Origin of the sequence: Zestomonas insulae (genome assembly GCF_016901015.1) — a bacterium.
Classification (GTDB): domain Bacteria; phylum Pseudomonadota; class Gammaproteobacteria; order Pseudomonadales; family Pseudomonadaceae; genus Aquipseudomonas; species Aquipseudomonas insulae.
In genome coordinates, this window is record NZ_JAFEUP010000002.1 from 861314 (window position 1) to 880698 (window position 19385).

Sequence of the window (19385 nt, forward strand, 5' to 3'; positions counted from 1 at the left end):
TGCCCAACTCCTGTAGAATCCGCCCCCTGTTTTCGGAGGCCCCTCATGACCCTGCTCAAGTTCACCGACGTATCCCTGGCCTATGGCGCCATGCCCCTGCTGGATCAGGTGTCCTGGCAGATCGCCCGTGGCGAGCGGGTCTGCATCATCGGCCGTAACGGCACCGGCAAGTCCAGCCTGCTGCGGCTGGTCAAGGGTGATCAGCAGCCCGACGACGGCGACATCTGGCGTGCGCCTGGGCTGAAGATCGGCGAATTGCCGCAGGAATTGCCGCGCGCCGACGAGCGGACGGTGTTCGACGTGGTCGCCGAAGGCCTGGCCGGGGTCGGCGCGCTGCTCGCCGAGTACCACCATCTGAGCCAGAACATTCACTCCGACGCCGACTTGGACAAGCTCATGCACGTCCAGCAGGACCTCGAGGCGCGCGACGGCTGGCGTCTGCAGCAGCTGGTCGACAGCACCCTCAGTCGCCTGCAGCTGCCGGCGGACAAGACCCTCGCCGAACTGTCCGGTGGCTGGCGCCGTCGCGTGCTGCTGGCCCAGGCGCTGGTCTCCGAACCTGATCTGCTGCTGCTCGACGAACCGACCAACCACCTCGACATCGGCGCCATCGCCTGGCTGGAAGAGGCGCTGCTCGGTTTCCAAGGCGCCGTGCTGTTCATCACCCACGACCGTTCCTTCCTGCAGAACCTGGCCACGCGCATCCTCGAGCTGGATCGCGGCGGGCTGATCGACTGGAACGGCGACTACGCCAGCTTCCTGGTGCACAAGGAGCAGCAACTGGCGGCGGAAGAAACCGCCAACGCGCTGTTCGACAAGCGCCTGGCCCAGGAAGAGGTGTGGATTCGTCAGGGCATCAAGGCCCGGCGGACCCGTAACGAAGGCCGTGTGCGTGCGCTGAAGGCGATGCGTGCCGAGCGCGCCGAGCGCCGCGAGCGGCAGGGCAAGGCCAATATCCAGCTGGAAACCGCGGACAAGTCCGGCAAGCAGGTGATGGTGGCCGAGCAGGTCAGCTTCGCCCATCCAGGCGGACCGAAGCTGATCGACGACTTCTCTCTGGTGCTGCAGCGCTCCGACCGCATAGGCCTGCTCGGCGCCAACGGCACCGGCAAGACCACGCTGCTCAAGCTGCTGCTCGGCGATCTGCAGCCCACCGAAGGCAGTATCGAAGTCGGAACGCGACTGGAAGTGGCCTATTTCGACCAGTTACGTCACCAGCTCGAGCCGGAAAAGACGGTGATCGACAACGTCGCCGAAGGCCGCGATTTCATCACCATCGATGGCCAGAGCCGCCATGTGCTCAGCTACCTCGGTGACTTCCTGTTCAGCCCGCAGCGTGCGCGCACGCCGGTCAAGGCGCTGTCCGGCGGTGAGCGGGCACGCCTCTTGCTCGCCAAGCTGTTCAGCAAGCCGGCCAACCTGCTGGTACTCGACGAACCGACCAACGACCTCGATGTGGAAACCCTGGAACTGCTCGAAGAGGTGTTGCTGAGCTTCCCGGGCACAGTATTAATGGTCAGCCACGACCGGGCCTTCCTCGACAACGTGGTGACCAGCACACTGGTGTTCGAGGGCGAAGGGCGGGTGCGCGAGTACGTCGGTGGCTATCAGGATTGGCTGCGCCAGGGCGGTTCGCCGCGCTTGCTGGGGGTCGGCGAGAGCAAGTCGGGCAAGGCCGAGATGATCGCGCCGACCCCTGAGTCGGCCAAGGCACCGGTGGCCGCCGCCGAGCCGGCCCCGGCGAAGAAGAAACTCAGCTACAAACTGCAGCGCGAACTGGAGGCTTTGCCCGGACTGATCGAAGCGCAGGAAGAAAAACTTGCCGCGCTGAACGCGGAAGTCGCCAGCCCGACTTTCTATCAGCGCCCGGCCAACGAAACCGCCGCGGCCCTGCAGCGTCTGCAGGAGCTACAACAAGAGCTGGATGCTCTGCTCGAACGCTGGGCAGAGCTGGACGACTGACATTAGGAGACAGGGATGGCCATCGAGTATCGCATCAGCCTCGATAGCGGTTATGAGTTCAACTACCGCATCGAGCTGGAGCGGGGCTACGACAGCGAGCGCATCGCTGTGGCGCCGGCCTGGACGCGCCTGGAACACCAGCAGTGCAGCAACTGCCCGCTGAGCCGCGAGCAGTTCAGTCACTGCCCGGCGGCAGTCGATCTGCATCGGGTGATCGAGGACTTCCGCGGCCTGCCGGCCTTCGAGCGGGCGCGCTTCTGGGTGCGTACGCCGGAGCGCGAGTACAGCAAGGAAACCGGTCTGGAAGAGGGACTGCGCGCTTTGCTCGGGGTGATCATGGCGACCAGTGCCTGCCCGATGCTCGGCAAGCTCAAGCCGATGGCGCAGAACCACCTGCCGTTCGCCAGCAATCAGGAGTTCGTGCTGCGCGCGGTGTCGTTGTACCTGTCGCGGCAGTACTTCAACCTGCGCGAAGGGCGCCGAGCGGATTGGGATCTGAAGGGCCTGGTGCGTGCGTTCCAGCAATTGCAGCTGGTCAACCAGGCGTTCTGGCAGCGGATTCACGACACCTGTGAGGGCGACTCCAACCTCAAGGCGTTCCTGACGTTTTTCTCGATGTCGTCGAGCATCACCTATTCACTGGAAACCCAGCTGCAGAAGATCCGCCCGCTGGTGATGAGTGCCGGCGACGCGCTGGAGTAGGGCGGGCCACCCGCGGGCAGCCCGCCGCTTGCGGCTACTCCGGTTTCTTCAGGCGCACGGCGAGGACATCGCACGGCGCACCATGCAGCACGTCGTTGGCGGTGGAGCCAAGCAGCAGGGCCAGGCCGTGACGGCCGTGGCTGCCGACCACCACCAGGTCGCAGCCTTGTTCGGAGGCGAGGCGGTGAATCTCCTGGCGCGGTTGGCCGTAGACCAGGTGGCGGTTGTCGGCGGTCAGTTCGTCGTAGCGCCCGGCGAAGGTGTTCAAGCGTTCGCGTGCCTGGTCAAACTGCTGTTGCTGGAGCATCGACAGGTCCATCGGCACGTCGCCGCCAAAGGCCATCGCCATCGGTTCGACCACATGCACCAGCGACAGTCGGGCATGACTGGCTTGCGCCAGGGCCTGGGCGCGCAGCATCACCGGGTGGCACTCCTCGGACAGATCAATGGCAACCAGAATGTGCTGATAGGTCATGGAAACTCCTCCTGAGGTGATTCGTTTGAGTCCAAGTATGGCCATCTTGGCCGTCGACAGCAGTGTTTTACGTGAGAGACATCAATTATGACCGCCTGGATCATCGTATTACTGCTCGCCGCGGGGCTCAGCCCGCTGATCTGGCTGCGTCCCTCGCGGCGTCAGGGTGAGCAGATGAACACCCGCCTTGCCGCCCGAAAGATGGGCCTGACCATGCACCTGGCGCGCCAGGACTGGCCGCACTGGCTGCCGCTGCAGCCGCCGAGTCCCTGCGCGCAGTACGTCCGGCCGCGCCGGCCGGGGCGCGCGGATGACTGGAGCTACTGGCAGGTCGCGGCGGGCGAGTGGCGCAATCAATGGCAGGAGCCGTGCACGGACGCTGCGCTGCTCGAGCAGCTGTCCGGCTTGCCGGCGGATGTCTACAAGGTCGAGGCGAACCGGCAGATGGTCGCCTTGTGCTGGGGCGAGCGCGGCGACAGCGCAGCTCTGGAGCGCATCGCGGCAGTGCTGCGCGCGCTGGCCTGAAAAAGAAAACCCGGTGCAATCACCGGGTCTCAAGTTGGCCAGGCAGGCCGGAATCAATTCGAAGTGTTACAGCTTGGCGACGGCATATTGGGCGGCGACCGCCTCCAGCCCGTCGATGATGCTGTCCGAGTACTTGTTGACCAGGAACGGCACGCTGTTCTCATTGTAGTTCTGCAGGGACTTTTCGATGTAGCGCCACTTGGTGCTGACACTTTCCAGCCCTTGCTTGATCTGCGGAGTGTTCTGCGGCGCGCTTTCCATGCTGTTCAGCTTGCCGGCGAACTCCTTGACCAGTTCGTCGATCGGTCGCGCGTCTTCGTTACCGCCGAAGAACGAACCGCCCACCGAGGCGCTGCGCGAGGCGTAGTCCACGGAAATGGTCTGCATCAGCACGCTCTGGTCGCGGCTCTGCTGGGTAAGGGGCGGGACTTGCTCGCCGCTTTCCTGTTGGATCTTGCTGTACAGCTCCTGGCTCAAGTCGATCAGAGTCTGGTTGCGCGCAGCCAGGTCGGCGATCGGCTGCAGATCGGGGAAGCCCTGGTTCTTGATTTGCGCCACCAGGGTCTTGAGCGACGACTCGTAGCCCGCCCACTGAGTATTCAGCTGCGTGTGGAGCGCCTGGGACGACTCGCCCGGCATGGTGCTCATCTGCTTCAGGGATTCGTCGGCTTGCTGCAGTGAGGCTTCGATCGCGTGGGCGTAGCGCAGATCGCCTTCCATGCCGTTGTACATATAGAAGTCGCCAAGGGTCTTCTGCGCGGCGAGGCGCACTTGGTGCAGCTTCAGGAGGTTGTCGGCGGAATCGGCAAAGGCACTGACGTGCAGGGTTGAAAGGACGCTCGCCAAGAGAATGGCAGACAGGCGTCTGTTCATGGGTGGCACTCCTTGATACCCCTTTGGGGTCTTGTTGTTATCCGTCGATCCGGAGTTTGGAACGAATGTACCTAGGCCGCTGTGCTTTGGCTAGGCGTGCGGCGCATCACATCCTGCCGATGCCTGGGTAGTGGCCATAAGCATCATCATTTGGATTTATAACTGCTCATAGATGAGTGCTGGTTTTGCCGCGTAGCACGGCGCTTGAGCGGCTGCGCCTCATCAGAACGGGTGATGCCAATTGACATTCCGCGGCTTTTCCCCGATGGTGTGCGCACCCAAATCAAACGGGCGTATGAAATGACTGTTTGCCGCTGTGGCAGACGTTTTTTTCAACGGTAACCCGACTATCGCGTCGGCGGGTGTGCCGGGCCATCGAAGGCTCTGCGACGGGGAACACCCGGCGCTTCAGGCGTCTGACGTGTACTGTTCAGCTTCCATACCGTGGAGATCAGTTGATGATTTACGAAGGTAAAGCCATCACGGTTAAGGCTCTTGAAAGTGGCATCGTCGAATTGAATTTCGACCTCAAGGGTGAGTCCGTCAACAAATTCAACCGTCTGACCCTGGCCGATCTGCGCCAGTCGGTGGATGCCATCAAGGCCGACGGTTCGATCAAAGGCGTGATCGTCACCAGCGGCAAGAAAGACGTGTTCATCGTCGGCGCCGACATCACCGAGTTCACCGAAAACTTCAAGCTCTCCGATGAAGAGCTGGTGGCCGGCAACCTCGAAGCCAACAAGATCTTCAGCGACTTCGAAGACCTCGGCGTTCCGACCGTTGTGGCGATCAACGGCATCGCGCTCGGCGGTGGTTTCGAAATGTGCCTGGCCGGCGACTACCGGGTGATCGCGGAAACCGCCAAGATCGGTCTGCCGGAAGTCAAACTGGGCATCTACCCGGGCTTCGGTGGCACCGTGCGTCTGCCGCGCGTGATCGGTACCGATAACGCCATCGAGTGGATTGCCTCCGGTAAAGAAAACAAGGCCGATGCCGCCCTGAAAGTGGGTGCGGTCGACGCCGTGGTCAAGGCTGACAAGCTGCAAGAAGCCGCCCTGGACCTGGTCAAGCGCGCCATCTCCGGCGAGCTGGATTACAAGGCCAAGCGTCAGCCGAAGCTGGAAAAAATCAAGCTCAACGCCATCGAGCAGATGATGGCCTTCGAAACCTCGAAAGGTTTCGTTGCTGGCCAGGCCGGCCCGAACTATCCGGCCCCGGTCGAAGCGATCAAGACCATCCAGAAAGCCGCCAACTTCGGTCGCGATAAAGCGCTGGAAGTGGAAGCAGCTGGCTTCGTCAAACTGGCCAAGACCTCGGTCGCTGCCAGCCTGGTCGGCCTGTTCCTGAACGACCAGGAGCTGAAGAAGAAGGCCAAGCACCACGACGAGATCGCCAAAGACGTGAAACTGGCCGCCGTGCTCGGCGCCGGCATCATGGGTGGCGGTATCGCCTACCAGTCGGCCTCCAAAGGCACGCCGATCATGATGAAGGATATCCGCGAAGAGGGTATCCAAATGGGTCTGAACGAAGCCTCCAAGCTGCTCGGTAAGATGGTCGAGAAGGGTCGCATGAAGCCGGAGAAGATGGCTGCTGCGCTCAACGCCATCCGTCCGACCATGTCCTACGGCGACTTCGGCAATGTCGATATCGTGGTCGAGGCCGTAGTCGAGAACCCGAAGGTCAAGCAAGCCGTGCTCGCTGAAGTGGAAGGCGTGGTGAAGGAAGATGCCATCCTGGCCTCCAACACCTCCACCATCTCCATCAGCCTGCTGGCCAAGGCCCTCAAGCGTCCGGAAAACTTCGTCGGCATGCACTTCTTCAACCCGGTGCATATGATGCCGCTGGTGGAAGTGATCCGTGGCGAGAAGTCCAGCGAAGTGGCCGTGGCCACCACCGTGGCTTACGCCAAGAAGATGGGCAAGAGCCCGATCGTGGTTAACGATTGCCCGGGCTTCCTGGTCAACCGCGTGCTGTTCCCGTACTTCGGCGGCTTCTCCAAGCTGCTGGGCTTCGGTGTCGACTTCGTGCGCATCGACAAGGTGATGGAGAAGTTCGGCTGGCCCATGGGCCCGGCGTACTTGTCCGACGTGGTCGGTATTGACACCGGTCACCATGGTCGTGACGTGATGGCTGAAGGCTTCCCGGACCGCATGGCCGTGGAAGGCAAGACTGCCGTCGACGTGATGTACGAAGCCAACCGCCTCGGTCAGAAGAACGGCAAAGGCTTCTACGCCTACGAGATGGACAAGCGCGGCAAGCCGAAGAAGGTCTCCGATCCGGTGGCCTACGAGCTGCTCAAGTCGATCGTCACCGAGCAGCGCGAAGTGACCGACGAGGACATCATCAACTTCATGATGATCCCGCTGTGCCTGGAAACCGTCCGTTGCCTGGAAGACGGCATCGTCGAAACCGCTGCCGAGGCCGATATGGGCCTGATCTACGGCATCGGCTTCCCGCCCTTCCGTGGTGGTGCGCTGCGTTACATCGACAGCATCGGTGTAGCCGAATTCGTTGCCCTGGCTGACAAATATGCCGATCTGGGCGGGCTGTACCACCCGACCGCCAAGCTTCGCGAAATGGCCAAAAACGGCCAGAAGTTTTTCGGTTAATCGCGGAACGAACAGAGCGAGAGTGAATTTATGAGCCTGAATCCTAGAGATGCAGTCATTGTCGACTTCGGTCGTACCCCGATGGGTCGTTCCAAGGGCGGCATGCACCGCAACACCCGTGCCGAGACCATGTCGGCGAACCTGATCAGTGGCGTCCTGGCCCGCAATACCAAGCTGGACCCGGCTGAAGTGGAAGACGTGATCTGGGGCTGCGTTAACCAGACCCTGGAACAAGGCTGGAACATTGCACGCATGGCGTCGCTGATGACCCAGATTCCACACACCGCTGCCGGTCAAACCGTCAGCCGCCTGTGCGGTTCGTCGATGAGCGCGTTGCACACCGCGGTACAAGCCATCCAGACCGGTAACGGCGATGTCTTCGTGGTCGGTGGCGTGGAGCACATGGGCCACGTCGGCATGATGCACGGTGTCGATCCGAACCCGCACCTGTCCCTGTACGCCGCCAAGGCGTCGGGCATGATGGGCCTGACCGCCGAAATGCTCGGCAAGATGCACGGCATCACCCGTGAGGCGCAGGACGCCTTCGGTGAGCGCTCGCATCGTCTGGCTCACAAGGCCACCGTCGAAGGCAAGTTCAAGGATGAAATCATCCCGATGCAAGGCTACGACGAGAACGGCTTCCTCAAGGTGTTCAACTTCGACGAAACCATTCGTCCGGAGACCACCGTCGAGAGCCTGGCGGCCCTGAAGCCGGCGTTTAACCCGAAAGGCGGCACCGTGACTGCAGGTACTTCCTCGCAGATCACCGACGGCGCTTCCTGCATGATCGTGATGAGCGCCCAGCGCGCCCAGGACCTCGGCATCCAGCCGATGGCCGTGGTGCGTGCCATGGCGGTGGCCGGTGTTGATCCGGCGATCATGGGCTACGGCCCGGTGCCGTCCACTCAGAAGGCGCTCAAGCGCGCCGGTCTGACCATGGCTGACATCGATTTCGTCGAGCTCAACGAAGCCTTCGCGGCGCAGGCTCTGCCGGTGCTGAAAGACCTGAAACTCCTCGACAAGATGGAAGAGAAGGTCAACCTGCACGGTGGCGCGATTGCGCTGGGCCACCCGTTCGGTTGCTCCGGTGCGCGTATTTCCGGCACCCTGCTGAACGTAATGAAGCAGAATGGCGGTACCTTCGGGGTGTCCACCATGTGCGTCGGCCTCGGCCAGGGCATCACCACCGTCTTCGAACGCGTCTAACGCATCGGGATGGAACGAACCGGGGCCTTGTGCCCCGGTTTTCTTTTTTCAGTCGGTCGTCGGGAGCATTCATGTCGCTGCAGCCAGGTCTCTATCGCCACTACAAGGGTCCGGAATACCGTGTCATCGGCACGGCGCATCATTCCGAAACCGAGGAAGAGCTGGTGGTCTATCAGGCGCTGTACGGCGAGTACGGCCTGTGGGTGCGGCCGCTGAGCATGTTCCGCGAAACGGTCGAAGTGGACGGCCAGCCCGTTCCACGCTTTGCTTTGGTGCAGGCCGAAGCGGAGCTGTTCGGGCGTCCGTGAGCTCGGGGCAAGCCTTGACCTTGCCTTGCTCGCCACTATATATAGCGGTGCCGCTCAGGCGCCCCGCCTTTTTCTTCTCTCGAATTCAGGAAATTTCCTCTCCATGGGCAAATCGCTGGTCATCGTGGAATCCCCGGCCAAGGCCAAGACCATCAACAAGTACCTGGGCAACCAGTACGTGGTGAAGTCGAGCATCGGCCACATCCGTGACCTGCCTACCAGCGGATCGGGTTCTGCCACCAAGGAGCCCGCCAAGCGCGGCAAGGCCGCGGCGGCCGAAGCGCCGGTCCTGTCGCCTAAGGAGAAGGCTAAGCGCCAGCTGTTCTCGCGTATGGGCGTCGACCCGGAGAATGGCTGGAAGGCCAAGTACGAAATTCTGCCCGGCAAGGAAAAGGTCATCGACGAACTGCGTCGCCTGGCCAAGGATGCCGACACCATCTATCTCGCAACCGACTTGGACCGCGAAGGGGAGGCCATCGCCTGGCACCTGCGCGAAGCCATTGGTGGCGATGACAGCCGCTACAAGCGCGTGGTGTTCAACGAAATCACCAAGAAGGCCATCCAGGAGGCCTTCTCGCAGCCCGGCGAACTGGATATCAACCGGGTCAACGCCCAGCAGGCGCGGCGCTTCCTCGATCGTGTGGTGGGCTATATGGTCTCGCCGCTGCTGTGGTCGAAGATCGCCCGCGGCCTGTCCGCCGGTCGCGTACAGTCGGTCGCGGTGAAGCTGGTCGTCGAGCGTGAGAAGGAAATCCGCGCCTTCGTGCCGGAAGAATATTGGGAAGTGCATGCCGACCTCGGCACTGCGAAGAGCGCCACCGTGCGCTTCGAAGTGGCTCGCGAGAATGGCGAAGCCTTCAAGCCGCTCAATGAAGCCCAGGCCACTGCCGCGCTGGAGAAGCTCAAGGCTTCCAACTACAGCGTGGTCAAGCGCGAGGACAAGCCGACCAGTAGCAAGCCGTCGGCACCGTTCATCACCTCGACGCTGCAGCAAGCGGCGAGCAATCGCCTCGGCTTCGGCGTGAAGAAGACCATGATGATGGCGCAGCGTCTCTACGAGGCCGGCTACATCACTTATATGCGTACCGACTCCACCAACCTCTCGCAGGATGCGGTGGAGATGGCGCGCACCTACATCGAAGGTGAGTTCGGCAAGAAGTATCTGCCGGCCAAGCCGATCGTGTATTCCAGCAAAGAGGGCGCCCAGGAGGCGCACGAAGCGATTCGCCCCTCCGACGTCAACACCAAGCCGACTCAGCTGTCCGGCATGGAGCGCGACGCCGAGCGTCTGTACGAGCTGATCTGGCGTCAATTCGTGGCCTGCCAGATGCCGCCAGCGGAGTACCTGTCGACCACCGTCAGCGTCAAGGCCGGCACCTTCGAGCTGCGCGCCAAGGGCCGCATCCTCAAGTTCGACGGTTACACCCGTGTCCTGCCGCAGCAGAGCAAGCCGGGCGAAGACGACGTGCTGCCGGACATGGCCGAAGGCGAAGCGCTGAAGCTGCTCAAGCTCGACCCGAGCCAGCATTTCACCAAGCCGCCGGCGCGCTACTCCGAAGCCAGCCTGGTCAAGGAGCTGGAGAAGCGCGGAATCGGCCGGCCGTCCACCTATGCGGCGATCATTTCGACCATCCAGGACCGTGGCTACGTCGCCGTGCAGAACCGCCGTTTCTATGCCGAAAAGATGGGTGACATCGTCACCGAGCGGCTCAACGAGAGCTTCGCCAACCTGATGGACTACGGCTTTACCGCCGGTATGGAAGAGCACCTCGATGACGTCGCCCAGGGCGAGCGCGAGTGGAAGCATCTGCTCGACGAGTTCTATGGCGACTTCAAGAAGAAGCTCGAGCTGGCCGAAGCTGCCAACGATGGCATGCGTGCCAACCAGCCGACCCTGACCAACATCGCCTGCCGCGACTGCGGCCGGCCGATGATGATCCGTACCGCCTCCACCGGGGTATTCCTCGGTTGCTCCGGCTATGCGTTGCCACCGAAAGAGCGCTGCAAGGCGACCATCAACCTGATTCCCGGCGACGAGATCGCCGCGGACGACGAGGGTGAGTCGGAGTCGCTGGTGCTGCTCGGCAAGCATCGCTGCCCGATCTGCAGCACGGCGATGGACGCTTACCTGCTCGATGAGACCCGCAAGCTGCACATCTGCGGCAATAACCCGGATTGCGCCGGCTACGAGATCGAACAGGGCCAGTACCGCATCAAAGGCTACGAAGGGCCGAGCCTGGAATGCGATAAGTGCGGCAGCGAGATGCAGCTGAAAACCGGCCGCTTCGGCAAGTTCTTCGGGTGCACCAATGCGGGCTGCAAGAACACCCGCAAACTGCTGAAGAGCGGTGAGGCGGCGCCACCGAAGATCGATCCGATCAAGATGCCGGAGCTCAAGTGCGAGAAGGTCGATGATACCTACGTGCTGCGTGACGGCGCCTCCGGCCTGTTCCTCGCCGCCAGCCAGTTCCCGAAGAATCGCGAAACCCGTGCGCCGCTGGTGCTGGAGCTGATTCCGCACAAGGCCGAGCTGGATCCGAAGTACCACTTCCTGCTGGAAGCGCCGGGCAAGGATCCGGACGGCCGCCCGGCGGTAATCCGCTTCAGCCGCAAGACCAAGGAGCAGTACGTGCAGTCCGAAGTGGATGGCAAGCCCACCGGCTGGCGGGCGTTCTACGCCAATGGCGCCTGGAAGGTCGAAGACAAGCGCTGAACACAATCGGATGAGCGTGTGCCGGCTGGCTGAGCCGGCACGCGTATAGTTACGTATTTGCTTGGGAGGGCGCGGCAGTGGCCCATGAACTCTATACCCGCACGAATCAAAAGCTGTTCTTCGCCGGCCTGGCGCTCAATGCCTGGCAGCAAGCGGAGGAGGGGCGCATGATGAATGCGCAGGCGCTGGTGCAGGCCGAGCGCGAAGCAGCGCTGTTCCATCTGTACGGCGCATTGTTGGGCCTATGCCATGAAATCGCCGGGTACTATCGGCTCGCCCAGGCTGCCGCACCGCGTGCCGAGTTGCTGCTGGCGCCATCTGTGCTGGAGTCGGCTCCTAGCCCCGAACTGGCAGAGCTGGTCGAACTGGCGCAGCAGCCGTCAACTTGGCTGGCGCAGTTGCTGACGGCTTACGCGGCGCTGTTTCAGCCGCCACAGGCGCCAAAAACTGCCAAGGTCGATCCGACGCTGCCGCTGATTCAGTCGGTCAGCCTGGTCGACGAACCGCCCGCTCTGGCCCGTCAGGAACTGGAAGACTGGCGCCAACAACTGAAGAGCCTGGCTCTGCGTTTCCGCGAATCACTCAGTGAGTGCTGAGTCGCTTGACGTTGCGGCTCGACCTGCCTCGAGCTCGCTCCACTTCTCGGCATTGTTCTGGAGTCTCTGATGCCTACTTCTTTTCTTGAAATCATCGAATTACCTGACGGGCGCATCGCCTTGCGTCGGGCCGAGGATGAAGAAACCTTGGTCACGCTGGAGTTTTCCGGCGAAGCAAAGTCGTTCCTGCAGGGCTATCACGTTGAGGTCGCCAAGGCGATGTTGAACGTCGGTGTTCAGATGGCGGGGCGTTTGGCGGAGGGTGATTTCGAGCGCGACGAGGATGGTCCGCGGGTATTGCACTAGCGCTGAACGGATGCCGCGCTGATAAAGGTGGCACATCCATGTGCCGAGGGGCGCCGAGCTCTCGGCGGTTCGATCAACCCAGGCTGATGTTCAAGCTCTGGGCTTCACCCAGGCTGGCCGCACTGGCCAGCTGCTGACGGGCGGGGCTGTGTAGCGGGTGGAGCCAGCTGACTACGGTGTGGCTGCGGCCCAGGCGCAGGGCCTCACAAGCTAGCTCCAGCGCGGATTGGTCCTTGCGCGGTTGCAGAATCAAGATGCGCTCGCGGTTCAGTCCCGCCTTGCGCAGCCATGCCTGCGTCACGCTGCTGGGTGGCGCGATCAGCGTCAGCCAGCGCGCATCCTGGTTATCACTGAGTTCCCGCAGGATTGGCGCCAGCAGATGCAGCCGGTTGCCGGCTGCGCCGCGCAGTGTCAGTTCACTGAATGTTTCCGGCTCATCGAGCCAGACGGGGTCCGCCGCCTCACCGATCAGAGCTGCCGGTTGAGCGAGCAACGCATCAAAAAGCGGAAGTTGCGTACGGCTGAGAGACTGCGGGAACTGCATAGGAACTCCTTTAGCGGCGAATGACGCCGACGCTCAAACCTTCGATCACGAGATTGTCGGTTTCCAGATCCACTTCGATGGGGGCGAACTCGGGGTTTTCCGCGATCAGCCAGACTTTGTTGCCTTCGCGCTTGAAGCGCTTCACGGTGACTTCGTCATCGAGGCGCGCCACTACGATCTGGCCGTTGCGCGCTTCCTGAATGCTGTGAACGGCCAGCAGGTCGCCGTCGAGGATGCCGACGTCCTTCATGCTCATGCCGCGTACGCGCAGCAGGAAATCAGCAGCAGGGTGGAAGAAGTCCGGGTTGATCCGGCAGGTTTCTTCCACGTGGGCTTGTGCCAGTATCGGGGCGCCTGCGGCGACCCGGCCGATCACTGGTAGGCCTTCATCTTCGTCGCTGCTGTTGCTGGGCTCGAAGCTCGGGATGCGAATGCCGCGTGATGCGCCCGGGGTCATTTCGATCGCCCCTTTGCGCGCGAGGGCTTTCAAATGCTCCTCGGCGGCGTTCGGCGATTTGAAGCCGAGCTCCTGCGCAATTTCTGCGCGGGTCGGGGGAAAGCCGTTTTCTTCCAGGCAGCGCTTGATGAAGGCGAGAATCTCGGCTTGTCGCGGCGTCAGTTTTAGCATGGCTTGGCTCTGTTTTTTTATACAGTGACTGGGATTATATACAGTCATTGTCCTGTGGCAAGCGACTTCGCGCGATCGGGCATTTCGGACAGGCTTGTTACCTGAAAGTGACGGCCAGCGTCTTGGCTATAAGAAGTCGGGCTGAAAATCCAAGCCGTTGCTTGACAAGGCAGCAGAGCGATACGTATGTTTCAAACAAGTGTTTGTTAGGTAGTTTTCGCCATGGCCCAGTCAGAAACCGTCGAACGGATTCTCGATGCAGCAGAACAGTTGTTTGCAGAGAAGGGTTTCGCTGAAACCTCCTTGCGTCTAATCACCAGCAAGGCCGGGGTCAATCTGGCGGCGGTGAACTATCACTTCGGCTCCAAGAAGGCCCTGATCCAGGCGGTGTTCTCGCGCTTCCTTGGGCCGTTCTGCGCCAGCCTCGAACGTGAGCTGGATCGTCGCCAGGCCAAGCCTGAGCCGAAGGCAAGCCTCGAAGAGCTGCTGGAAATCCTCGTCGAACATGCGCTGGCGGTGAAGCCGCGCAGTGGCAACGATCTGTCGATCTTCATGCGTCTGCTCGGGCTGGCGTTCAGTCAGAGTCAGGGCCACCTGCGGCGCTACCTGGAAGACGTCTACGGCAAAGTGTTCCGTCGCTACATGCTGTTGGTGCAGGAAGCTGCGCCGCGCATCCCGCCAATCGAGCTGTTCTGGCGCGTGCACTTCATGCTCGGTGCGGCGGCGTTCAGCATGTCCGGGATCAAGGCGCTACGAGCGATCGCCGAGACCGATTTCGGCGTCAACACGTCGATCGAGCAGGTGATGCGTCTGATGGTGCCGTTCCTTGCCGCCGCAATGCGCGCGGAAAGCGGACTCAGCGATGAGTCGCTGGCCGCGGCGCAGCTCAAGCCGCGGACCAAGTCGGCCGCGCTGCAGCCGGCCAAGGCCTGACATTCGCGCAGTGGGCGCGCTGGCCGCGTTCGGCTAAGCTAGCCGCCCATGCGTACCCTCGATTTCCTGCATATCTCTATTGCTGACCAGGTCCTCTACGGATTCGCCAATGGTCAGCTGCTGCTGCGTCTGCCAGTCTCGACTGCCTTGAACGGCGCCGGTGAGCGCAACGGCTCCGGCTGTACGCCGCGTGGCCGCCATCAGGTGCGGGCGAAGATCGGCGACGGCCTGCCCCAGGGCGCGGTGCTCAGGGGGCGGCGCTGGACCGGCGAAGTCTGGAGCCCCGCGCTCGCCGAGCAGTTTCCCGGTCGCGACTGGATTCTGACCCGCATCCTCTGGCTCAGTGGTTGCGAGCCTGGCCGCAACCGTTTGGGCGCGCTGGATACCTTCCGTCGCTACGTCTATCTCCACGGCACCCCCGACAGTGAACCTCTGGGCGTGCCGTTGTCCCATGGCTGTATCCGCCTGCGGAACGCCGATCTGCTGGAACTCTTTCCCCGTGTGCCCGCGCATTGCGCGGTACAGATCGATGAAGCGCCGTGTCCGCAGTGGGCGACGGCTGAACTCGCTTAAGGATTGTTTATGACTGCAAGCCTGCAGGGCTCTCTGATGCTGGATATCGGCGGCACCTGGCTGTCCGCCGAAGACCGGCAGATTCTTCGTCAACCGCAGGTCGGCGGGCTGATCATCTTCGCCCGCAACATCGAACACCCGCGCCAGGTTCGCGAGCTGGCCGCTTCGATCCGCGCGCTACGCCCGGACCTGCTGCTGGCCGTCGACCAGGAAGGTGGCCGCGTGCAGCGCTTGCGCCAAGGCTTCCTGCGCCTGCCGGCGATGCGCGCGATCGCCGACAACGACAACGCCGAGTGGCTCGCCGAGCAATGCGGTTGGCTGATGGCTACAGAGGTGCTGGCGGTAGGTCTGGACCTGAGCTTCGCGCCGGTGCTCGACCTCGATTACCAGCGCAGTGCAGTGGTTGGCAGTCGTGCCTTCGAGGGCGATGCACAGCGTGCCGCGCAGCTGGCCGGCGCTTTTATCCGCGGCATGAGCGCCGCGGGGATGGCCGCCACCGGCAAACATTTCCCTGGGCACGGCTGGGCCGAAGCCGACTCCCATGTGGCGATCCCGACCGACGAGCGCAGCCTGGAGCAGATCCGTGCAGCCGACTTGCAGCCGTTTGCGCGCTTGAGCCAGCAGCTCGCGGCGGTGATGCCGGCGCATGTCATCTACCCGCAAGTGGACCCACAGCCCGCCGGCTTCTCGCGGCGGTGGCTGCAGGACATCCTGCGCGGCGAACTGGGCTTCGATGGGGTGATCTTTAGCGACGACCTGTCGATGGCTGGCGCCCATGTGGTCGGTGACGCCGCCAACCGCATCGAGGCGGCGCTGGGTGCCGGTTGCGACATGGGCCTGGTGTGCAACGACCGCGCCGCCGCGGAGCTGGCACTGAGCGCCCTGCAGCGCCTGCGTGTGCAGCCGCCGGCGCGTCTCGCGCGCATGCGCGGCCAGGGCTTCGCCTCTACTGAATACCGGCAGCATCCGCGCTGGTCGGCCGCGGTGGCCGAGCTGCGGACTGCGCAACTGATCGACTGAGGAGCTTACATGACTGTCTACGCGATCATCGGCGGCACCGGCCTGACCCAGCTGGAAGGCCTGACCATCAGCGCCGCGCTGAACGTCGACACCCCTTACGGCGCTCCGTCGGCACCCTTGCTGCGCGGCGACTATGCCGGCCGCGAGGTGCTGTTCGTCGCCCGCCACGGCCACCCACACCGGATTCCGCCGCACCAGGTGAACTACCGCGCCAACCTGTGGGCGCTCAAGCACTCCGGCGCCGAGGCGATTCTCGCGGTCAACGCCGTTGGCGGCATCCACCCAGCCATGGGCACCGGGCATTTCTGCGTGCCGGATCAAGTCATCGATTACACCTCCGGGCGTGAGCACACCTATTTCGCCGGCGAGCTGGATCACGTCACTCATGTCGATTTCAGCTACCCCTACGACGCACGCCTGCGCGAGCTGCTGATCGCCGCGCTGGCCGCCGAAGGCTGCGCCTACAGCGGGCAGGGCGTGTACGGCTGCACCCAGGGGCCGCGCCTGGAGACGGTGGCGGAAATCGTGCGGATGGAGCGCGACGGCTGCGACATCGTCGGCATGACCGGCATGCCCGAAGCGGTGCTGGCCCGCGAGCTAGAACTCCCCTACGCCAGCCTGTCGCTGGTGGTGAATCCGGCAGCCGGCAAGGCGTCCGGGGTGATCACCATGGCCGAGATCGAGCGTGCCCTCGGCGACGGCATGGATCAGGTCAAGGCGGTGCTGGCCCGCGTGCTGGCGGCTTAAGCGAGCGGTTCGGGGCGTTTCGCCGGCGCCCCAGGCTGGGCGGCGAACAATGCCTCGATGTCTTCCGGAAGAATCTGCCAGTCGGCCTTCTGGCCACTTTCCAGCACGCCGGCGCTGAGCGCGGCCTTGTGCTGTTGCAGCTGGTGGATTTTCTCCTCGACCGTGCCGCGGGCGATCATCTTGTAGACGAACACCGGGCGATCCTGGCCGATGCGGTAGGCGCGGTCGGTGGCCTGGCGCTCGGCGGCGGGGTTCCACCACGGGTCGTAGTGGATCACCGTGTCGGCGGCAGTCAGGTTGAGGCCGGTGCCGCCGGCCTTAAGGCTGATCAGGAACAGCGGCACTTCGCCGTTCTGGAAGCGTTGCACCGGCGTGCGGCGGTCGCGGGTCGCCCCGGTAATCTGCACGTAGCTCCAGTCGCGGCGCTGCAGTTCCTCTTCGATCAGCGCCAGCATCGAGGTGAACTGCGAGAACAGCAGCACCCGGCGGCCTTCCTCGCGCAGCTCGCCGAGCATCTCCAGCAGGCTGTCGAGCTTGCTGGAATGACTGCCCGTGCGGCGCACCGGCAACTGTTGCTTGACCAGGCGCAGATCGCAGCAGACCTGGCGCAGCTTCAGTAGAGCTTCGAGGATCACCATCTGGCTGCGCGCCAGGCCATTGCGCTCGATTTCTTCGCGAACCTTGCGGTCCATCGCCAGGCGCACGGTCTCGTAGAGGTCGCGCTGCGCTTCGCTGAGCTCGACCCAGTGGACGATCTCGGTCTTGGCCGGCAGCTCCTTGGCCACGTCTTCCTTCTTGCGGCGCAGCAGGAACGGCTTGATCCGCGTATTGAGCTGGGCCAGGCGCTCGGCGTCACCGAGTTTCTCGATCGGCACCCGGTAATCGCGGCTGAACTGACGGCTGTCGCCGAGCCAGCCGGGCAGGAGGAAATCGAACAGCGCCCACAGCTCACCCAGGTGATTTTCCAGCGGCGTGCCGGTCAGGCACAGGCGTTGCCGTGTGTGCAGCTGGCGTACTGCGTGGGCCGCCTTGCTGCCCGGATTCTTGACGTGTTGCGCCTCGTCGAGGATCAGCGCGTGCAGCGGCTGCCGCTGCAGGTGCTCGAGGTCGCGCGGCAGCAGCGCGTAGGTGGTCAGCAACAGATCGTAGTCGGCCAGGTGGGCGAAGTCCTTGCGCCGTTGTGGTCCTTGCAGGGTCAGCACGCGTAACTGCGGGGTGAAGCGTTCGGCTTCGTCCTGCCAGTTGGGAATCAGGCTGGTCGGCATCACCACCAAGGCGGGGCGGTCGAGGCGCCCGGCGTGCTTCTCGACGAGCAGGTGAGCGAGGGTCTGCAGGGTCTTGCCCAGACCCATGTCGTCGCCCAGCACCCCGCCAGCACCGAGTTCGCGCAAGGTCTGCAGCCAGCTCAGGCCTTCCTGCTGATAGCGGCGCAGCTCGGCATTCAGGCCAGCCGGGGCGGCGGTCAGGGTGTGCGGGCTGTCGCGCAGCTTGCGGGCGTACTCGCGCAGGCGCTGGCCGCCCTGCCAGCTCAGGTCGAGGCCGCTCAGGCCGTTGAGGCGTGCGGCATCCGGGGCGGGAATGCGCACGCTGGGGCCGATCGGCTGATCGCGCAGGTAGAACTCGCCGAGCGTGGCCAGCACCGGCTTGAGGCGCCCGTAGGGCAGCAGGATCTGCAAGGGATGCCCGTCTGCCGCGCGCTGGGCGTCGAGCTGCAGCGGCAGTGTCTCGTCATCGCCGCGCAGCGCCAGGTGCTGCGCACTGAGCAGCTCGGGACTGCTGCGCAGCAGGCGCAGCAGCACCGGCAGCAGGCTGATGCGCTGGCCGTCGACAATGATCCCCAGTTCCAGGTCGAACCAGTCCTGATCGGGTGCTTCGTCGATCTGCGCGTACCAGCTGTCCACCGGGGTCAGGTCGAAGGCGAAGCCGGGGTTGATCTCGATCGTCCAGCCCTGCGCGCGCAGGGTCGGCAAGCGTTGCTGGACGAACTGCAGCCAGGCGTTGTCGCTGCCCAGCTCGAACATCTCCGCGGAATCCGGCGGCAGCGCCTGGCTCTGCCGCAGCGCGACACTGAAACCGAAATGCTGCAGGGTGTCGCGCAGCGTCTGCTCGACCTGTGGCTGGCGGGTGATCTGGACCGGCTCGCCAGCGAGGGTGTGTTGCACTGCGGCGTTTCTGCTGGCGCGGCCATGGGCGCGCGCGCCGTCATAGTCGAACGCCAGGCCGGCGCGGTGCTGATGCACGCGCAGCATGCGCCGGCTGCGCGGGTCGTACTGGCTGTAGAGCAGGCTGCCGAGGCTGAGCACCGGCGTCGGCTGCACGTGTTCGATGCGGCGTGCGCTCGGGCGGCTTGGCAGGCGGTGCAGCGTCGGCGCCTGCTCCAGGTGCAGGAGGGTGGCGGCGACGTGCTTGCAGTTGTAACCCACTGGGCAGCTGCAGAAGCCGATCACCGGCGAACCGGCGCCGCCCATGCGAATGCGCTGGCGGTAGAACTGCTCGCCGGAGCCGCGGCAGCTAGAGACCAGTTGGCCGTCGTGGAACTCGACCAAGCGTGGACGACCTTCACGGGCATAGCCTTCGCCGCGCTCCAGCGTCGCGGCGTCGAACGCCTCGCGCCAGGGCAGCTCACCCAGGCGAGCGACGAAGGTGCTCAGGTCGTCCATCGGCC

Annotated in this window: 18 protein-coding genes; 13 read left to right on the plus strand and 5 right to left on the minus strand. The window is 63.6% G+C overall.

All coding sequences use genetic code 11. The annotated features are described in order from the left end of the window. The first annotated feature begins 45 nt into the window (after window positions 1-45). Both JQX08_RS09565 and JQX08_RS09570 read left to right on the plus strand, forming a co-directional pair. A complete protein-coding gene (locus JQX08_RS09565; protein WP_205348132.1) occupies window positions 46-1962 on the plus strand; it encodes an ATP-binding cassette domain-containing protein in 1917 nt (638 codons plus the stop codon). A 15-nt stretch (window positions 1963-1977) separates the two neighbouring features. Beyond that, window positions 1978-2664: a DUF6901 family protein gene (locus tag JQX08_RS09570; RefSeq protein WP_205348133.1), complete on the plus strand. Its 687-nt coding sequence runs from the start codon at window positions 1978-1980 to the stop codon at window positions 2662-2664. A gap of 34 nt (window positions 2665-2698) precedes the next feature. On the opposite strand, the gene JQX08_RS09575 is transcribed toward JQX08_RS09570, so the two are convergent. Further along, the gene (locus tag JQX08_RS09575; RefSeq protein ID WP_205348134.1) at window positions 2699-3139 is read right to left on the minus strand and encodes a universal stress protein; all 441 of its coding nucleotides are present in this window, start codon (window positions 3137-3139) and stop codon (window positions 2699-2701) included. Window positions 3140-3226: 87 nt separating this feature from the next. Here JQX08_RS09575 and JQX08_RS09580 point away from each other — a divergent pair, with 87 nt between their 5' ends. Then, window positions 3227-3664, plus strand: a complete 438-nt coding sequence (locus JQX08_RS09580; RefSeq protein WP_205348135.1) for a hypothetical protein — start codon at window positions 3227-3229, stop codon at window positions 3662-3664. A 66-nt stretch (window positions 3665-3730) separates the two neighbouring features. On the opposite strand, the gene JQX08_RS09585 is transcribed toward JQX08_RS09580, so the two are convergent. After that, window positions 3731-4537 carry a hypothetical protein gene (locus tag JQX08_RS09585; RefSeq protein ID WP_205348136.1) on the minus strand — a complete coding sequence of 269 codons (807 nt, stop codon included), beginning with the start codon at window positions 4535-4537 and terminating at the stop codon, window positions 3731-3733. A 458-nt stretch (window positions 4538-4995) separates the two neighbouring features. Between JQX08_RS09585 and fadB the strand changes: the two genes are divergently transcribed. The 6 genes from fadB to JQX08_RS09615 all read left to right on the plus strand — a co-directional run bounded on the left by fadB (window position 4996) and on the right by JQX08_RS09615 (window position 12275). Further along, window positions 4996-7146 carry a fatty acid oxidation complex subunit alpha FadB gene (gene fadB / locus JQX08_RS09590; RefSeq protein WP_205348137.1) on the plus strand — a complete coding sequence of 717 codons (2151 nt, stop codon included), beginning with the start codon at window positions 4996-4998 and terminating at the stop codon, window positions 7144-7146. Window positions 7147-7176: 30 nt separating this feature from the next. After that, window positions 7177-8352 (plus strand): acetyl-CoA C-acyltransferase FadA, encoded by a 1176-nt coding sequence (gene fadA / locus JQX08_RS09595; protein ID WP_205348138.1) that lies wholly within the window; start codon window positions 7177-7179, stop codon window positions 8350-8352. Window positions 8353-8423: 71 nt separating this feature from the next. Then, a complete protein-coding gene (locus JQX08_RS09600; RefSeq protein ID WP_205348139.1) occupies window positions 8424-8660 on the plus strand; it encodes a DUF1653 domain-containing protein in 237 nt (78 codons plus the stop codon). 103 nt (window positions 8661-8763) lie between these two features. Continuing rightward, window positions 8764-11373, plus strand: coding sequence for a type I DNA topoisomerase (gene topA, locus JQX08_RS09605; protein ID WP_205348140.1), 2610 nt, complete (start codon window positions 8764-8766; stop codon window positions 11371-11373). Window positions 11374-11450: 77 nt separating this feature from the next. Further along, window positions 11451-11969: a DUF6586 family protein gene (locus JQX08_RS09610; protein WP_205348141.1), complete on the plus strand. Its 519-nt coding sequence runs from the start codon at window positions 11451-11453 to the stop codon at window positions 11967-11969. A gap of 69 nt (window positions 11970-12038) precedes the next feature. Continuing rightward, the gene (locus JQX08_RS09615) at window positions 12039-12275 is read left to right on the plus strand and encodes a hypothetical protein (RefSeq protein WP_205348142.1); all 237 of its coding nucleotides are present in this window, start codon (window positions 12039-12041) and stop codon (window positions 12273-12275) included. 73 nt (window positions 12276-12348) lie between these two features. Here the strand turns inward: JQX08_RS09615 and sulA are convergent, their stop codons facing one another. Together sulA and lexA are read right to left on the minus strand one after the other, a co-directional pair. Beyond that, window positions 12349-12819 carry an SOS-induced cell division inhibitor SulA gene (gene sulA, locus JQX08_RS09620; RefSeq protein WP_205348143.1) on the minus strand — a complete coding sequence of 157 codons (471 nt, stop codon included), beginning with the start codon at window positions 12817-12819 and terminating at the stop codon, window positions 12349-12351. Between the two features lie 10 nt (window positions 12820-12829). Next, a complete protein-coding gene (lexA, locus tag JQX08_RS09625) occupies window positions 12830-13447 on the minus strand; it encodes a transcriptional repressor LexA (RefSeq protein ID WP_205348144.1) in 618 nt (205 codons plus the stop codon). A gap of 222 nt (window positions 13448-13669) precedes the next feature. Here lexA and JQX08_RS09630 point away from each other — a divergent pair, with 222 nt between their 5' ends. The 4 genes from JQX08_RS09630 to JQX08_RS09645 are packed head-to-tail and all read left to right on the plus strand — an operon-like array spanning window position 13670 to window position 16720. Then, the gene (locus tag JQX08_RS09630; RefSeq protein ID WP_205348145.1) at window positions 13670-14380 is read left to right on the plus strand and encodes a TetR/AcrR family transcriptional regulator; all 711 of its coding nucleotides are present in this window, start codon (window positions 13670-13672) and stop codon (window positions 14378-14380) included. A 48-nt stretch (window positions 14381-14428) separates the two neighbouring features. Next, window positions 14429-14953 (plus strand): L,D-transpeptidase, encoded by a 525-nt coding sequence (locus tag JQX08_RS09635; protein ID WP_205348146.1) that lies wholly within the window; start codon window positions 14429-14431, stop codon window positions 14951-14953. Window positions 14954-14962: 9 nt separating this feature from the next. Beyond that, window positions 14963-15973, plus strand: a complete 1011-nt coding sequence (gene nagZ, locus JQX08_RS09640) for a beta-N-acetylhexosaminidase (protein WP_430472514.1) — start codon at window positions 14963-14965, stop codon at window positions 15971-15973. 9 nt (window positions 15974-15982) lie between these two features. Further along, on the plus strand, window positions 15983-16720 hold the full coding sequence (locus tag JQX08_RS09645; RefSeq protein ID WP_205348147.1) for an S-methyl-5'-thioinosine phosphorylase: 738 nt from the start codon (window positions 15983-15985) through the stop codon (window positions 16718-16720). On the opposite strand, the gene JQX08_RS09650 is transcribed toward JQX08_RS09645, so the two are convergent. Continuing rightward, a complete protein-coding gene (locus JQX08_RS09650) occupies window positions 16717-19380 on the minus strand; it encodes a DEAD/DEAH box helicase (protein ID WP_205348148.1) in 2664 nt (887 codons plus the stop codon). The genes JQX08_RS09645 and JQX08_RS09650 overlap by 4 nt on opposite strands. Between the last annotated feature and the right edge of the window lie 5 nt (window positions 19381-19385).

Bases quoted from the DNA above. Each gene is read 5' to 3' on its own strand.
- JQX08_RS09630 (WP_205348145.1), top strand. From the start codon at position 13,670: ATGGCCCAGTCAGAAACCGTCGAACGGATTCTCGATGCAGCAGAACAG.
- JQX08_RS09570 (WP_205348133.1), top strand. From the start codon at position 1,978: ATGGCCATCGAGTATCGCATCAGCCTCGATAGCGGTTATGAGTTCAAC.
- JQX08_RS09580 (WP_205348135.1), top strand. From the start codon at position 3,227: ATGACCGCCTGGATCATCGTATTACTGCTCGCCGCGGGGCTCAGCCCG.
- sulA (WP_205348143.1), bottom strand. From the start codon at position 12,819: ATGCAGTTCCCGCAGTCTCTCAGCCGTACGCAACTTCCGCTTTTTGAT.
- JQX08_RS09615 (WP_205348142.1), top strand. From the start codon at position 12,039: ATGCCTACTTCTTTTCTTGAAATCATCGAATTACCTGACGGGCGCATC.
- fadB (WP_205348137.1), top strand. From the start codon at position 4,996: ATGATTTACGAAGGTAAAGCCATCACGGTTAAGGCTCTTGAAAGTGGC.
- JQX08_RS09635 (WP_205348146.1), top strand. From the start codon at position 14,429: ATGCGTACCCTCGATTTCCTGCATATCTCTATTGCTGACCAGGTCCTC.
- topA (WP_205348140.1), top strand. From the start codon at position 8,764: ATGGGCAAATCGCTGGTCATCGTGGAATCCCCGGCCAAGGCCAAGACC.
- nagZ (WP_430472514.1), top strand. From the start codon at position 14,963: ATGACTGCAAGCCTGCAGGGCTCTCTGATGCTGGATATCGGCGGCACC.
- JQX08_RS09600 (WP_205348139.1), top strand. From the start codon at position 8,424: ATGTCGCTGCAGCCAGGTCTCTATCGCCACTACAAGGGTCCGGAATAC.
- fadA (WP_205348138.1), top strand. From the start codon at position 7,177: ATGAGCCTGAATCCTAGAGATGCAGTCATTGTCGACTTCGGTCGTACC.
- JQX08_RS09650 (WP_205348148.1), bottom strand. From the start codon at position 19,380: ATGGACGACCTGAGCACCTTCGTCGCTCGCCTGGGTGAGCTGCCCTGG.
- JQX08_RS09575 (WP_205348134.1), bottom strand. From the start codon at position 3,139: ATGACCTATCAGCACATTCTGGTTGCCATTGATCTGTCCGAGGAGTGC.
- lexA (WP_205348144.1), bottom strand. From the start codon at position 13,447: ATGCTAAAACTGACGCCGCGACAAGCCGAGATTCTCGCCTTCATCAAG.
- JQX08_RS09585 (WP_205348136.1), bottom strand. From the start codon at position 4,537: ATGAACAGACGCCTGTCTGCCATTCTCTTGGCGAGCGTCCTTTCAACC.
- JQX08_RS09645 (WP_205348147.1), top strand. From the start codon at position 15,983: ATGACTGTCTACGCGATCATCGGCGGCACCGGCCTGACCCAGCTGGAA.
- JQX08_RS09565 (WP_205348132.1), top strand. From the start codon at position 46: ATGACCCTGCTCAAGTTCACCGACGTATCCCTGGCCTATGGCGCCATG.